The organism is Pseudomonas sp. zfem005 (assembly GCF_032621735.1).
Lineage (GTDB): Bacteria > Pseudomonadota > Gammaproteobacteria > Pseudomonadales > Pseudomonadaceae > Metapseudomonas > Metapseudomonas solani.
Genome location: NZ_JAVYJE010000013.1, coordinates 118,740 through 132,892, shown reverse-complemented (window position 1 = coordinate 132,892; position 14,153 = coordinate 118,740). Strand labels below are relative to the sequence as shown.

Below are 14,153 nucleotides of genomic sequence, written 5' to 3'. Positions count from 1 at the left end.
GGAAAAAGGGCTGGCCCCAGGCCGGATGGCCAGCATTTTGGCTACACTTCGGGAAAACGTGCAGGGGTTCCTATCTTGGGTTCACGTAGCCATGGTTTGCAGTCATGGATCGACAGGCTCAATCAGGCGGATTTGCCCGCTCTCGCCGCGGTGGTGCAGGACCTGCACAAGCTGGCGCAACACGACAAGGCGTCGGTCCAGCAGTTGGCCGACGTGCTCTTGCGCGACGCCGCGCTCACCTCCAAGGTGCTGCGGGTCGGCAATAGCGTCTATTACAACCCCTCCCAGGAGACCATCCGCACCATCTCGCGGGCCATCGTGCTGATCGGCTTCGACAACGTGCGGCTGATCGGTCTCTCGCTGTCGCTGATCGATGGCCTGCTCACCCGCGCACCGCGCGAGCAACTGCAGGAGCTGCTCGCGCGCTCCTTCCATGCCGCCGTGCAGGCACGCAACATCGCCGGCTACGTGCTCACCCGGGACCAGGAGGAAGTGTTCATCGCCGCCTTGCTCTACCACCTGGGCGAGCTGGCCTTCTGGGGCTGCGGCGGCGAGCAGGCCGACGAGCTGGCCAGTGCCCTGGCACAGCCGGGTGCCGACGAGGACGAGGCGGTGCGCCAGGTGCTGGGCACCAGCTTCCGCCAGCTCAGCGGTGGCCTGGTGAAGAGCTGGAACCTCGGCGAGATCGTCGCCCTGGCCCAGGGCGGCGGCGCGCAGAACGACCCGTCGGTGAAGGCCGTGAACCTCGGCGTGCGCATCAGCGAGGCAGCGCTGGAGGGCTGGGATTCGGCACAGATGGGCAAGCTGGTGCAGCAACTGGCGACCTTCATCGGCGTCACCCCCGAGGAGGCCATGCAGCAGGTGCTGGCCAGCGCCGACGAGGCGGTGAAGGTGGCGGCGACTTTCGGTGCCAGCAAGCTCTGCGCGCTGATCCCCAACACCGACCCCGAACTGCTGTTGCAGCAGCAGGCCCAGCGCAAGGCGCGGCTGCTGCAGCCCGACCTGCTGTTGATGCAGCAAGCCTTGCAGGACCTGGGGATGATGGTGTCGAGCAGGGCCGATGTCGGGCTGATTCTCGACACCCTGTGCAAGGGACTGCACCAGGGCGTGGGGCTGGAGCGGGTGATGATCGCCGTGCTCGCCGACCGCCAGACCCGCTTCCGCGCCAAGCGGGCGGTGGGCGAGGGCAGTGCGCACTGGCTCACCGAGTTCGAGCTGCCGGCGGAGTTGCCCGAGCAGCCGCACCTGTTCAGCTACGTGCTGCGTAGCCGCGAGGCGTTGTGGATGGGGATTCCGGCGAGCTACAGCCTCAACGAACTGGTCAGCCAGCCCATGCGCCGCTGGTTCGGCCAGGGCATGTTCTTCGTCGCGCCGTTGCGCGCGGGCAGCCGGGAGATCGGGGTGATCTACGCCGACTGCCGGCTATCGGGCAGGGCCTTGAAACATGAGCAGTTCGTCGCCTTCCAGCGCTTCGCCCAGCTGGCCGGGCGCTGCCTGGAGGCGCTGAGCAAGGGTCAGGGCAGGTAGAGCGTGAGGGTCTGGCCCGGCTTGAGGGCGTGGCCGCTGCGTGGGTTCCAGCGCTGCAGGTGCTTCATCTCGACCTTGAAGCGCTTGGCGATCACATAGAGCGAGTCGCCTTCCTTGACCTTGTAGTAGGTCACCGCATCGCGGCCGGGCTTGTCGACCGCAGCGACCATGCGCGCAGTGCTTTTCGCGCTTGGCTGGCCGGGGGCCTGCAGGGCCAGGCTCTGGCCGACCTTTAGCGAATTGCCGGAGAGACGGTTCCAGCGCTTGAGGTCATTCACGTCGACCTTGGTCTGCTTGGCGATCTGCCAGAGGTTGTCGCCGTTCTTCACCTTGTAGGTACGGGCCGTTGCGCTCGGGCGCTCCTCGGCACGGGCCAGGTTCTGGAACAGCGGCTGGGTCGGCTTGACGCCCGGCTCCACGGGGATGCTCAGGGCCTGGCCCACGCGCAGGTGGTTGCCGGAGAGCCCGTTGATCTCCTTCAGGGTGTTCACCGTCACGTGGTAACGGTTGGCGATGCCGTGCAGGCTGTCACCGTTGCGCACCTTGTACTCCTGCCATTCCACCAGGTCCTGGGGCTTCATCAGCGACAGGTTGGCGGCCAGCAACTCGGCCTTCTCGGTGGGCACCAGCAGTTGCTGCGGGCCGTCCACGGTGATGCGTTTCTTGAAGGCGGGATTGAGCTGGTACAGCTCGTCCTCGTCCACCTGGGCCATGGCGGCCACGCGGGAGAGGTCCATGCGCTGCTTCAGCTCGACCACTTCGAAGTAGGGCTCGTTGGCGATGGGGCTGAGGTTCACGCCGTAGGCTTCGGGCGCGCCCACCACCTGGGACAGGGCCAGCAGCTTGGGCACGTAGTCGCGGGTTTCCTGGGGCAGCGGCAGGTTCCAGTAATCGGTGGGCAGGCCCAGCTTCTGGTTGCGCTCGATGGCGCGGCTCACCGTGCCTTCGCCGGCGTTGTAGGCGGCCAGGGCCAGCAGCCAGTCGCCGTTGAACATCTCGTGCAGGCGGCCGAGGTAATCCATGGCTGCGTTGGTGGAGGCGGTAATGTCACGGCGGCCGTCGTACCAGCTGGTCTGGCGCAGGTTGAAGTGGCGGCCGGTGGACGGGATGAACTGCCACAGGCCCACGGCATCGGCGCGGGAATAGGCGAAGGGGTTGTAGGCGCTCTCGATCACCGGCAATAGGGCCAGTTCCAGCGGCATCTTGCGCTCTTCGAGACGCTCGACGATGTAGTGGATATAGAGGCTGCCGCGCTGGCTGGCGTTCTCGACGAAGGAGGGGTTGCTGACGAACCACAGGCGCTGCTGCTCGATGCGCGGGTTGACGCCGATCTCGTCCTGCAGGGCGAAGCCCTTGCGCATGCGCTCCCAGATGTCCTGGGGTTCGCGCGCTTCGGCCGGTACTTCTTCCAGCCACTGGGTCTGTTGTTGCATGCCGACGGCAAGGTCGGTGTCCTGGCCCGCGTCCTCGGGCTTGTGAACGGCGCTCTGGCAGCCTGCCAGCGCAGCGGCACACATCAGCACGAGCACCCGGGAGGCTCGAACCAATGCGTCTAGATCAAGGGTTTGGTACGACTTGGACGGCATTGGTCAGGGTGCTTTTCCGGGCAAAAAGGTCGGGCGATTCTAGGAACCGACCCGGGAGTGGTCAAGTTTTCACCAGCTCAACTGTGACCTGGGAGGGGTTTCAGAAGCTGTCTTTCCATGCCCGGATGACAGCAAAAACCTGTGCGGGGGCGGGGTTATGGCTGCCGGCCCGCTTGTCGGCTATTTCTTTTACGGATGTTTCATTCACCCGCAGGAAGGGGTTGGTCAGGCGTTCCAGGCCGATGGTCGAAGGCAGGCTGATACCGTCCTGCTCGCGCAGCCGGGTGACGGCCTCGAAGCGCTGGGCGATGTCGGCGTTGTCGGGCTCCACGGCGCGGGCGAAGCGCAGGTTGCTCAGGGTGTATTCGTGGGCGCAGTAGACCAGGGTTTCCACGGGCAGCGCGGCGAGGCGGGCGAGGGCGGCCTGCATGTCCACCGGGTTGCCTTCGAACATGCGCCCGCAGCCGGCGGCGAACAGCGTGTCGCCGCTGAACAGCAGGGGGCGGCTGGCGTCGGCGTGGAAGAAGGCGATGTGGCCCAGGGTGTGGCCCGGCACATGGATGACGCGGAACGACAGGCCCAGCACTTGCACCTCGTCACCTTCATCCAGGGCCAGGTCGCGGCCGGGGATGCGCTCGTTGGCCGGGCCGAGCACCCGGGCGCCGGTGGCGGCCTTGATGCGCTCGACGCCACCGACGTGGTCGGCGTGGTGGTGGGTGATGAGGATGTCCGACAGGGTCCAGCCGGGGTGGGCGTCGAGCCAGGCCAGCACCGGCGTCGCGTCGCCCGGGTCGACCACGGCGCAGCGGCGTTCGGTCGCATCCTGCAACAGCCAGATGTAGTTGTCGGAGAAGGCACGCAAGGGGTCGATCTGTATCATGATCCGGTCGCCAATCAGTACGCAAAGGAGCATCTTAGGGCTCCCATGCAGGAGATTTCCATGACCGAGCAAGCCTTCGCCCAGGCCGATCCTGCCTGGATCGAGCTGATCGATGATGCCCGCGCCTGGTTCGAAGGGCCGCTCGGTGGCCTGATGCTGTTCGAGGAACAGCGCCTGCTGGAGGACGAACTGGCGCGCTACTTCGGTGGCTACCTGGTGCACTACGGCCCGCGCGCCGAGCTGCCGCCGGGCGCGAAGCAGATCCAGCGCAGCGTGCACCTGGGCGCGCCGCTGTCCGGCGTCGAGATCGTCTGCGAGGAAAATGCCTGGCCGCTCAGCGAGCACGCCGCCGATGTGGTGGTGCTGCAGCACGGGCTGGATTTCTGCCTGTCGCCCCATGGCCTGTTGCGTGAAGCCGCGCGCAGCGTGCGGCCCGGCGGGCACCTGCTGATCGTCGGGGTCAACCCCTGGAGCCCCTGGGGCCTGCGTCACTACTTCGCCGGCGATGCCCTGGGCAAGGCCCGCTGCATCTCGCCGACGCGGGTTGCCGACTGGCTCAACCTGCTGGGCTTCGCGCTGGAGAAACGCCGCTTCGGGTGCTATCGTCCGCCGCTCGCTTCGGCAGCCTGGCAAACGCGCCTGGCACGGCTGGAGCGGTGGGGCGGTGCCGGGCAATGGTTCGGTGCCGGCTTCTATCTATTGGTGGCGCGCAAGCTGGTGGTCGGCCTGCGCCCGCTGCGTCCGGCCCGACGCGAGCCCATGGGCAAGCTGGTGCCGATGCCGGTGGCCAAGGTCAGCCGGCGCGATTCGAAACACGAGGCTTAAGTGACCGATCAAGTCGAGATGTACACCGACGGCGCCTGCAAGGGTAACCCCGGTCCCGGTGGCTGGGGCGTATTGCTCGTCTACAAGGGCGTCGAGCGCGAGCTCTGGGGTGGCGAGCGCGATACCACCAACAACCGCATGGAGCTGATGGCCGCCATCAGTGGCCTGGCCGAGCTCAAGCGGTCGTGCAAGGTGCGCCTGGTGACCGACTCCGAGTACGTGATGCGCGGCATCCGCGAATGGATGCCCAACTGGAAGAAGCGCGGCTGGAAGACCGCCGCCAAGCAGCCGGTGAAGAATGCCGACCTGTGGCAGATGCTCGACGAGCAGGTGAACCGCCACGAAGTGGAATGGCAGTGGGTCCGCGGCCATACCGGCCACCCGGGCAACGAGCGCGCCGACCAGTTGGCCAACCGGGGTGTCAGTGAGCTGAACGCCCGCTAGAATGCCGCCTGCGGCGTTCTTCCTTCTATATATAGAGCCACTCATTCACGGGCCCGAACATGCGTTATGTAGTACTGGATACCGAAACCACCGGCATGCCGGTGACCGATGCTCACCGCATCATCGAGATCGGCTGCGTCGAGCTGGATGGCCGCCGCCTCACGGGGCGTCACTTCCACTATTACCTGCAGCCCGATCGTGAAGTGGACGAGGGCGCCATCGCGGTCCACGGCATCACCAACGAATTCCTGGTGGGCAAGCCGCGCTTCAAGGACATCGCCGACGAATTCTTCGAATTCATCAAGGGCGCCGAGCTGATCATCCACAACGCGGCGTTCGACATCGGCTTCATCAACAACGAGTTCGCCCTGCTGGGCCAGAGCGATCGCTCCGACATCGCCGAACACTGCGGCGTGCTCGACACCCTGATGATGGCCCGCGAGCGCCACCCGGGCCAGCGCAACAGCCTGGACGCCCTGTGCAAGCGCTACGACGTCGACAACTCCGGCCGCGACCTCCACGGCGCACTGCTCGACGCCGAGATCCTCGCCGACGTCTACCTGGCGATGACCGGTGGCCAGACCAACCTGTCCCTGGCGGGCGAGGGGGCCGACGATGGTGGTGGCCGCCCCGTGGCCAGCCCCATCCGTCGCATCAGCGGCCGTGCGCCGGGTCGCGTGCTCCTCGCAACCGAGGAAGAGATCGCAGCCCACAAGGTGCGCATGGGCGTGATCGAGAAGTCCGCCGGCGCCCCGGCGCTCTGGGTGCAGATGGAGCAGCCGGCCACGCCGGAAGCCTGAGTCTGCCGAATTCCAGAGGCGCGACCTTTTCGTACAGGCTGGGGCAACCGGGGTTCCGTCGACTCCGGTGAGCTTCTACCCTGAGGGCACAGGCGGGACCGATCCCGCCGCCCTCGGGAAGCCTGCATGTACAAAGACCTGAAGTTCCCCATCCTCATCGTCCACCGCGACATCAAGGCCGATACGGTCGCCGGTGATCGCGTGCGCGGCATCGCCCGCGAACTGGAGCAGGACGGTTTCGTCATCCTCTCCACCGCCAGTTCCGCCGAAGGGCGCATCGTCGCCTCCACCCACCACGGCCTGGCCTGCATCCTCGTCGCCGCCGAAGGGGCGGGCGAGAACCAGCGCCTGCTGCAGGACGTGGTCGAGCTGATCCGCGTGGCCCGGGTACGCGCGCCGCAACTACCGATCTTCGCCCTGGGCGAACAGGTGACCATCGAGAACGCCCCGGCCGAAGCCATGGCCGACCTCAACCAGCTGCGGGGCCTGCTCTACCTCTTCGAAGACACCGTGCCCTTCCTCGCCCGCCAGGTCGCCCGCGCCGCGCGCAACTACCTCGAAGGCCTGCTGCCGCCGTTCTTCCGTGCCCTGGTGGAGCACACCGCGCAATCCAACTACTCCTGGCACACGCCCGGTCACGGCGGTGGCGTCGCCTACCGCAAGAGCCCGGTGGGGCAGGCCTTCCACCAGTTCTTCGGCGAAAACACCCTGCGCTCGGACCTCTCCGTCTCGGTGCCCGAGCTGGGCTCGCTGCTGGACCACACCGGCCCCCTGGCCGAGGCGGAGGCCCGCGCCGCGCGCAACTTCGGTGCCGACCACACCTTCTTCGTGATCAACGGCACCTCCACCGCGAACAAGATCGTCTGGCACTCCATGGTCGCCCGCGACGACCTGGTGCTGGTGGACCGCAACTGCCACAAGTCGATCCTCCACTCGATCATCATGACCGGCGCCATCCCGCTCTACCTGAGCCCCGAGCGCAACGAGCTGGGCATCATCGGGCCCATCCCCTTGAGCGAGTTCAGCCGCGAATCCATCCAGGCCAAGATCGACGCCAGCCCGCTGGCCCGGGGCCGCGCGCCCAAGGTCAAGCTGGCGGTGGTGACCAACTCCACCTACGACGGCCTCTGCTACAACGCCGAGCTGATCAAGCAGGCGCTGGGTGACACGGTGGAGGTGCTGCACTTCGACGAGGCCTGGTACGCCTACGCCGCCTTCCACGAGTTCTACGACGGCCGCTACGGCATGGGCACGGCGCGCAGCGAAGAGGGCCCGCTGGTGTTCACCACCCACTCCACCCACAAGCTGCTGGCGGCCTTCAGCCAGGCCTCGATGATCCATGTGCAGGACGGCGGCGCCCGCCAGCTGGACCGTGACCGCTTCAACGAGGCGTTCATGATGCACATCTCCACTTCGCCCCAGTACGGCATCATCGCCTCGCTGGACGTGGCCTCGGCGATGATGGAAGGCCCCGCCGGGCGCTCGCTGATCCAGGAAACCTTCGACGAGGCCCTGAGCTTCCGCCGTGCCCTGGCCAACGTCTGGCAGACCCTGGATGCCAAGGACTGGTGGTTCGATATCTGGGAGCCGCCCCAGGTGGAAGGCGCCGAGGCGGTGGCCACTGGCGACTGGGTGCTGGAGCCCGGCGCCGACTGGCACGGCTTCGGCGAGGTGGCGGATGACTACGTGCTACTCGACCCGATCAAGGTCACCCTGGTCACCCCCGGGCTCAGTGCCGACGGCAAGCTCGGCGAGCAGGGCATCCCGGCGGCGGTGGTGGGCAAGTTCCTCTGGGAGCGTGGCCTGGTGGTGGAGAAGACCGGCCTCTACTCCTTCCTCGTGCTGTTCTCCATGGGCATCACCAAGGGCAAATGGAGCACCCTGCTCACCGAGCTGCTGGAGTTCAAGCGCTCCTACGACGCCAACGCCCCGCTGACCAGTGCGCTGCCCTCGGTGGCCCGGGCCGATGCCGCCCGCTACCAGGGGCTGGGCCTGCGCGACCTCTGCGACCAGCTGCACGCCTGCTACCGCGACAACGCCACGGCCAAGGCCATGCGGCGCATGTACACCGCGCTGCCGGAGCTGGCCATCAAGCCGTCGGAGGCCTATGACAAGCTGGTGCGTGGCGAGGTCGAGGCGGTGCCCATCGAGCAGCTGCAAGGGCGCATCGCCGCGGTGATGCTGGTGCCGTACCCGCCGGGCATCCCGTTGATCATGCCGGGGGAGCGCTTCACCGCGCAGACCCGCTCGATCATCGACTACCTGGCCTTCGCCCGGACCTTCGACAGCGCCTTCCCCGGCTTCGACTCCGATGTCCACGGCCTGCAGCACGACGACAGCCCAACGGGGCGCTGCTATACCGTTGATTGCATAAGGGAGTGACGAGCCGGGGGCGCGATGAGCGAGCAGAAACCGGCGGGCAGGTCCGGCACCATGGGGTTCTGGACCTGCACCGCGCTGGTGGTGGGCAACATGATCGGCTCGGGGGTCTTCCTGCTGCCCTCCAGCCTCGCCGCCTACGGCGGGCTGAGCCTATTCGGCTGGCTCATCTCCAGCACCGGGGCGGTGATCCTGGCGCTGACCTTCGCCCGCCTGGCCCGGCTCAACCCCGCAGCCGGCGGGCCCTACGCCTATACCCGTGACGGCTTCGGCGCCTTCGCCGGCTACCTCTGCGCCTGGACCTACTGGAAGGCCGCCTGGATCGGCAACGCCGCCATCTCGGTGACCCTGGTGGGCTACCTGCAGGTGTTCTTCCCCGCGCTGCGCGACCCGGTGCTGACGGTGACGACCGCCATCGGCGCCATCTGGCTGTGCACCCTGATCAACCTGCGTGGCATCGGCGCCTTCGGCCTGGCGCAGAACATCCTCACCGCCCTCAAGCTGATCCCGCTGCTGCTGGTGGGCATCCTCGGCTGGTTCTCCTTCCACCCGGAATACCTGCGCATCCCCGAGGTCAGTGAGCTGCCCTCGGGCTCCGGCGGCTACGCCAAGGCCATCGCCACCACCGCGGCGCTGACGCTCTGGTCCTTCATCGGCCTGGAGTCGGCGACCGTTCCGGCGGACCATGTGCGCGACCCCAAGCGCACCATTCCCCGTGCCACGGTGTTCGGCACCCTGGTCGCCGCCGCCGTCTACATCCTCTCCATCACGGCGGTGCAGGGCGTGCTGCCGCCCGAGGTGCTGATGCGTTCCACCGCGCCCTTCGCCGATGCGGCGCGGGTGCTCATCGGCGACTGGGGCTACCACCTGGTGGCCGCAGGCGCGGTGATCGCCTGCCTGGGCGCGCTCAATGGCTGGGTGCTGCTGCAGGGACAGATCCCCATGGCCACCGCACGTGACGGGCTGCTGCCCGAATCCCTGGCCAAGACCAACAAATACGATGTGCCGGCCAACGGCCTGCTGATTTCCGGCGTCCTGGTCACCGCGCTGGTGCTGGTGGACGGGCGTGGCGACCTGGTGGACGTGTTCAACGTGATCATCCTGCTCGGCACCATGACCGGCGTCGTGCCCTATGCCTTCTGCACCGCCGCGTTGCTGCAACAACTGGCGGTGCAGCCGGGGGATTTCTCCGCGCGTGAGCGCGGCCGGCTGGTGGCCATCGGCGTGCTCGGCTTCATCTACTCGATCTGGGCGCTGTACGGCACCGGCGAGCAGGCGATCTTCTGGGGCTTCCTCGTGCTCATGGCCGGCATCCCGCTCTACACCTGGCGACAATGGCGCAACCGGGTGCACCGCGATGCCCTGGCCACGCGCCTCTGAGCCCCGTTGCAAGCGGCTTCTATCTGCCATGGCGTGTCCTGCATCACAGAGGCCGTCTTCGACTTTTCACCCGCGCTTGTTATAGTTGCGGGGTTTATTCCCCAAGAATTTTCACGCATGCCAGCAGCAGAACTGGCGAGGATCGCGACGGTGTCCGACTACAAAGCTTTTCGTGTAGAACTGACAGACAAGATTGCCCACGTCGAGATCAATCGCCCCGAAAAGATCAACGCGATGAACGCCGATTTCTGGACGGAAATCATCGATATCTTCCGTTGGATCGACGAAACCGACGAAGTCCGCGTGGTGGTGCTGTCCGGCGCCGGCAAGCACTTCTCCTCGGGCATCGACCTCATGCTGCTGGCCTCGGTCGGCACCCAGCTGGGCAAGGACGTGGGCCGCAACGCCCAGACCCTGCGCCGCAAGATCCTCGAGCTGCAGGCCTCGTTCAATGCCGTGGACAACTGCAGCAAGCCGGTGCTCGCCGCTATCCAGGGCTACTGCCTGGGCGGTGCCATCGACCTGATCTCCGCCTGCGACATGCGTTACGCCACCCCCGATGCGCAGTTCTCCATCAAGGAGATCGACATCGGCATGGCCGCTGACGTCGGCACCCTGCAACGCCTGCCGCGCATCATCGGCGACGGCATGATGCGTGAGCTGGCCTTCACCGGTCGCACCATCGATGGCGAGGAAGCCCGCGCCATCGGCCTGGTCAACCGCACCTACGCCGACCGCGATGCGCTGCTGGAAGGCGTCTTCGCCCTGGCGCGCGAGATCGCCGCCAAGTCGCCGGTCGCCGTGCGCGGTACCAAGGAAATGATCCGCTACATGCGCGACCACCGCGTGGACGATGGCCTGGAATACATCGCCACCTGGAACGCAGCGATGCTGCAGTCCGCCGACCTGCGTGTGGCCATGGCCGCCCATATGAACAAACAGAAGCCGGAATTCGCCGACTGATGCTGTACGAGAACTCCGCGCGGGAGGCGCGCTAGACGCATGGTCACTGGAGCCACTTCCCTGAGCCTGGTGCGCGACGAGCTGTTCGCCACCATTGAACAGGCCGAACAGAGCCTCGAGCAGTTCATCGTCGAACGCGAGAACGGCAGCCTGCTGCAACAGGCTGTGGAAAGCCTGCAGCAGGTGCGCGGCACCCTCAACCTCATCGAACTCACCGGCGCCGAGCTGCTGGCCCAGGAAGTCCTGGACCAGGCGACCGACATCCCGGCCGGGGCCGGTGAAGAGCGCGACAGCCAGCTGGCCGCGCTCGCCAATGCGCTTTACGTGCTGCGCCGCTACCTGGAAAACGTCGACGCCCATCGCCAGGAAATGCCCGAGCTGTTGCTGCCCGCGATCAACGACCTGCGCCAGGCCGCCAACCAGCCGGCCCTGCCGGAGAGCTTCTTCTTCAGCGTGCGCCTGGACCAGGCGCGCGTGCCCGCTGCCGCCAACCTCCCCGAGACCGGCGCCCAGGACCTCCTGGCCCGTCGCCTGCGGCAGATGTACCAGGTGGGCCTGCTGGGCTTCATTCGCGAGCAGAACCCCCAGGCCAGCCTCAAGCTGATGGGCCGTGCCCTCGGTCGCCTCGACAGCCTCTACGCCATCGACCCCCGTGCGCGCCTGTGCTGGATCGGCGCCGCCGCCGTGGAAGCAGTGCTGGATGGCCAGCTGCTGCCGCGCAAGGCACGCAAGCAGCTGTTCTCGCGCATCGACCGCGAGCTCAAGCAACTGCTCGCCAACGAACTCTACGAAGCGCCGCGCAACCTGCAGAAGGAACTGCTCTACCTCGTTGCCCTGGCCGATAGCCAGGGGCCGCGTGCCAGTGAGCTGCGTAGCGTCTTCGGCATGACCGCGCTGCCCTTCACCGACCACCTGCTGGAAGAGGAATACCAGCGTCTGGCCGGCCCGGGCCAGGCCGTGATGCGTTCCCTGTCCTCGGCCATCCGCGAGGAGCTGGCCAGCGTCAAGGACGTGCTCGACCTGATCGAGCGCGGCACCGCCCAGGTGGAAAGCTTCGGCAGCCTGCACGCCCTGCTGGGCAAGCTGGCCAAGACCCTCGGCATGGTCGGCCAGACCTCCGCCGCCAACGCCCTGCATGCGCAGCTGCCGGTGGTCGCCAGTTGGAGCGAGCAATCGCCGGCCGCCCCCGAAGCCCTGCACAAGCTGGCCGATGCCGTGCTCTATGTCGAAAGCATGGTGGCCGACCTCGAGCGTGGCGAGCGTCGCGAGAACCGCCAGGCGGCGGCCCAGGCGATGACCGAATCGGAATCCTTCGCCCAGCACCAACTGACCGAAGCGCGCATCGTGGTCATCGACGAAGCCCAGGCCGGCCTGGCCATGGCCAAGCGCGCCATCACCGCGTACCTCGAATCCAATGGCGACAAGCTGCACCTGGCCAACGTGCCCCTGACCCTGCAAGCCGTGCGTGGCGGCCTCTGGTTCCTCGGCCAGGAGCGCGCGGCATTGCTGGTAGGCGCCTGTGGCGACTTCATCCAGAAAGACATGATCGAAGCGCCGCAGATGCCCTCCGAGCAACTGCTGGAAACTCTGGCCGACGCCCTCACCAGCCTCGAGTACTACCTCGAAGGTGGCGGCGTGCTGCGCCCCGATGCCCAGCCGAGCGTGCTCGACCTGGCCGCTGAAAGCGTCCGCGCACTGGGCCTGTCGGTGGCGACCTGATGGCCAACGAACGCTGGCAGCCCAGCCTGCTCGATGCCAGTCGTGCCGGTGGCTGGGCCCTGGCCCACTGCCGGCAGCAGTTCCTGGCCGACGGCAATGGCGTGCTGTTCCCCCGGGAATGGCTGAAGCGCCAGGACCTGCCGATCCTCTCCGAACACGGCATCGGCCACTTCGATGGCGATGAAATCTACCTGCTGGAACTGGCGAGCACCGCCGATGTGCCCGGCAGCGCCTGGGTCGGCCTGCGCCAGTTGATGATGCAGGGCGACCCGGACACCTTCCGCATGCTCGGCTTCGCCACCCAGATCGGCACCTGGGCCGACCAGCAACGCTTCTGCGGCAGCTGTGGCGCGCGCATGCGCCAGGTCGCCGGTGAGCGGGCCATGCACTGCGAAAGCTGCGGCGTGCACCATTACCCGCGCCTGTCGCCGAGTATGATCGTGCTGGTGACCCGCGGTGACGAGCTGCTGCTGGCGCGCTCGCCGCGCTTCGTCAGCGGCGTCTACAGCACCCTGGCCGGCTTCGTCGAGCCGGGCGAGTCGGTGGAGCAGTGCGTGGCACGCGAAGTGCGCGAGGAAGTCGGCGTGGAAATCGCCATGCCGCAGTACATCGCCAGCCAGAACTGGCCCTTCCCCCATTCGCTGATGCTCGGCTTCCACGCCGAATACGTCAGCGGCGATATCGTTCCGCAGCCGGGCGAGATCGAGGACGCCCAGTGGTTCTCCATCCACGACCTGCCGCCGCTGCCGGCGAGCAAGTCCATCGCGCGCTACCTGATCGACCTCTACCTGGCGCGCCGCCTGGGTCACTCAGAACCAGTGCTGCCAGGCTAGCCGCGCGGTCAGCGCCAACACCACGCAGATGAACACCGGGCGGATGAACTTCGCCCCGCCGCTGATGGCCGTGCGCGCGCCGAGGAAGGCGCCCGCCATCAGCGCGATGCCCATGCAGATGCCCAGCAGCCAGGCCACCTGGCCACCCACCACGAAGACCGCGAGGGCGACGCCGTTGCTGACGAAGTTCATCGTCCGCGCCACGCCGCTGGCACGCACCAGGTCGAGGGGGTACATCAACAGGCTGCTGACGGTCCAGAAGGCGCCGGTGCCGGGGCCGGCGACGCCGTCGTAGAAACCCAGGCCCAATCCCTGGGGCCATTGGCGGCCACGGGGAATGGGCGCGTCGACGGCGTGCTGGGCATCCGGCACCTTGCCGAACAGCAGGTACAGGCCGCAGCCGAACACCACGGCGGGGAGCATCTGGTTCAGCCAATGGGCCGGTAGCCAGTGGGCGATCACCGCGCCTATGGCCGCGCCCAGGGCGGTGGCGATCAGCGCGCTGCGCCACTTGGCCGGCTCGAACAGCTTGCGTCGGTAGAAGGTGTAGCTGGCGGTGGCCGAGCCGAAGGTGGCGCACAGCTTGTTGGTGCCCAGCACCAGGTGCGGCGGCAGACCGGCGGTGAGCAGGGCGGGAATGGTCAGCAGGCCGCCACCGCCGGCGATGGCGTCGATGAAACCGGCGAGGAACGCGACCGCCGCCAGCACCAGAAGGGTGACGGGGTCGACGGCGAAGTCGAGAGGGAAGGGCATAAATGCTCGATCTGTGTCCGATTGCGCAGCGCGGCAACTGGTCGCTGCGCCGGGAGGTCCGCAT

12 protein-coding genes are annotated in these 14,153 nt (G+C 67.2%); 9 read left to right on the top strand and 3 right to left on the bottom strand.

The features are described from left to right. Positions 1 to 75 precede the first annotated feature (75 nt). Positions 76 to 1,527: an HDOD domain-containing protein gene (locus tag RTW82_RS26405; protein ID WP_316926944.1), complete on the top strand. Its 1,452-nt coding sequence runs from the start codon at positions 76 to 78 to the stop codon at positions 1,525 to 1,527. On the opposite strand, the gene RTW82_RS26400 is transcribed toward RTW82_RS26405, so the two are convergent. Together RTW82_RS26400 and gloB are read right to left on the bottom strand one after the other, a co-directional pair. Continuing rightward, the gene (locus RTW82_RS26400) at positions 1,515 to 3,113 is read right to left on the bottom strand and encodes a lytic transglycosylase domain-containing protein (RefSeq protein ID WP_316926943.1); all 1,599 of its coding nucleotides are present in this window, start codon (positions 3,111 to 3,113) and stop codon (positions 1,515 to 1,517) included. The genes RTW82_RS26405 and RTW82_RS26400 overlap by 13 nt on opposite strands. Before the next feature lie 100 nt (positions 3,114 to 3,213). Next, the gene (gloB, locus tag RTW82_RS26395) at positions 3,214 to 3,993 is read right to left on the bottom strand and encodes a hydroxyacylglutathione hydrolase (RefSeq protein WP_316926942.1); all 780 of its coding nucleotides are present in this window, start codon (positions 3,991 to 3,993) and stop codon (positions 3,214 to 3,216) included. A gap of 60 nt (positions 3,994 to 4,053) precedes the next feature. On the opposite strand from gloB, the gene RTW82_RS26390 reads away from it, so the two are divergent. The 8 genes from RTW82_RS26390 to nudC all read left to right on the top strand — a co-directional run bounded on the left by RTW82_RS26390 (position 4,054) and on the right by nudC (position 13,336). After that, positions 4,054 to 4,818, top strand: a complete 765-nt coding sequence (locus tag RTW82_RS26390) for a methyltransferase domain-containing protein (RefSeq protein ID WP_031288618.1) — start codon at positions 4,054 to 4,056, stop codon at positions 4,816 to 4,818. A gap of 18 nt (positions 4,819 to 4,836) precedes the next feature. Beyond that, complete coding sequence (rnhA, locus tag RTW82_RS26385) at positions 4,837 to 5,262, top strand: ribonuclease HI (RefSeq protein WP_371877105.1); 426 nt, start codon at positions 4,837 to 4,839, stop codon at positions 5,260 to 5,262. 59 nt (positions 5,263 to 5,321) lie between these two features. After that, complete coding sequence (dnaQ, locus tag RTW82_RS26380; protein ID WP_021221794.1) at positions 5,322 to 6,062, top strand: DNA polymerase III subunit epsilon; 741 nt, start codon at positions 5,322 to 5,324, stop codon at positions 6,060 to 6,062. Positions 6,063 to 6,188: 126 nt separating this feature from the next. After that, positions 6,189 to 8,444, top strand: coding sequence for an Orn/Lys/Arg decarboxylase N-terminal domain-containing protein (locus RTW82_RS26375; RefSeq protein WP_043243319.1), 2,256 nt, complete (start codon positions 6,189 to 6,191; stop codon positions 8,442 to 8,444). Positions 8,445 to 8,459: 15 nt separating this feature from the next. Continuing rightward, positions 8,460 to 9,821, top strand: a complete 1,362-nt coding sequence (locus tag RTW82_RS26370) for an amino acid permease (protein WP_031288616.1) — start codon at positions 8,460 to 8,462, stop codon at positions 9,819 to 9,821. Positions 9,822 to 9,971: 150 nt separating this feature from the next. Then, entirely contained in the window at positions 9,972 to 10,784 is an 813-nt protein-coding gene (locus RTW82_RS26365; protein WP_021221791.1) for a crotonase/enoyl-CoA hydratase family protein, read from the top strand. A 39-nt stretch (positions 10,785 to 10,823) separates the two neighbouring features. Further along, positions 10,824 to 12,503, top strand: a complete 1,680-nt coding sequence (locus RTW82_RS26360; RefSeq protein ID WP_316926941.1) for a ferrous iron transporter B — start codon at positions 10,824 to 10,826, stop codon at positions 12,501 to 12,503. After that, a complete protein-coding gene (nudC, locus tag RTW82_RS26355) occupies positions 12,503 to 13,336 on the top strand; it encodes an NAD(+) diphosphatase (protein WP_021221789.1) in 834 nt (277 codons plus the stop codon). Before RTW82_RS26360 ends, nudC begins: the two co-directional genes overlap by 1 nt. Here nudC and RTW82_RS26350 read toward each other — a convergent pair. Continuing rightward, a complete protein-coding gene (locus RTW82_RS26350; protein ID WP_021221788.1) occupies positions 13,313 to 14,089 on the bottom strand; it encodes a TSUP family transporter in 777 nt (258 codons plus the stop codon). The genes nudC and RTW82_RS26350 overlap by 24 nt on opposite strands. Positions 14,090 to 14,153: the final 64 nt, after the last annotated feature.

Excerpts from the sequence above, each read along its gene's own strand:
- RTW82_RS26400 (WP_316926943.1), bottom strand. The coding sequence starts at position 3,113 with ATGCCGTCCAAGTCGTACCAAACCCTTGATCTAGACGCATTGGTTCGA.
- gloB (WP_316926942.1), bottom strand. The coding sequence starts at position 3,993 with ATGATACAGATCGACCCCTTGCGTGCCTTCTCCGACAACTACATCTGG.
- RTW82_RS26390 (WP_031288618.1), top strand. The coding sequence starts at position 4,054 with ATGACCGAGCAAGCCTTCGCCCAGGCCGATCCTGCCTGGATCGAGCTG.
- rnhA (WP_371877105.1), top strand. The coding sequence starts at position 4,837 with ATGTACACCGACGGCGCCTGCAAGGGTAACCCCGGTCCCGGTGGCTGG.
- dnaQ (WP_021221794.1), top strand. The coding sequence starts at position 5,322 with ATGCGTTATGTAGTACTGGATACCGAAACCACCGGCATGCCGGTGACC.
- RTW82_RS26375 (WP_043243319.1), top strand. The coding sequence starts at position 6,189 with ATGTACAAAGACCTGAAGTTCCCCATCCTCATCGTCCACCGCGACATC.
- RTW82_RS26370 (WP_031288616.1), top strand. The coding sequence starts at position 8,460 with ATGAGCGAGCAGAAACCGGCGGGCAGGTCCGGCACCATGGGGTTCTGG.
- RTW82_RS26360 (WP_316926941.1), top strand. The coding sequence starts at position 10,824 with ATGGTCACTGGAGCCACTTCCCTGAGCCTGGTGCGCGACGAGCTGTTC.
- nudC (WP_021221789.1), top strand. The coding sequence starts at position 12,503 with ATGGCCAACGAACGCTGGCAGCCCAGCCTGCTCGATGCCAGTCGTGCC.
- RTW82_RS26350 (WP_021221788.1), bottom strand. The coding sequence starts at position 14,089 with ATGCCCTTCCCTCTCGACTTCGCCGTCGACCCCGTCACCCTTCTGGTG.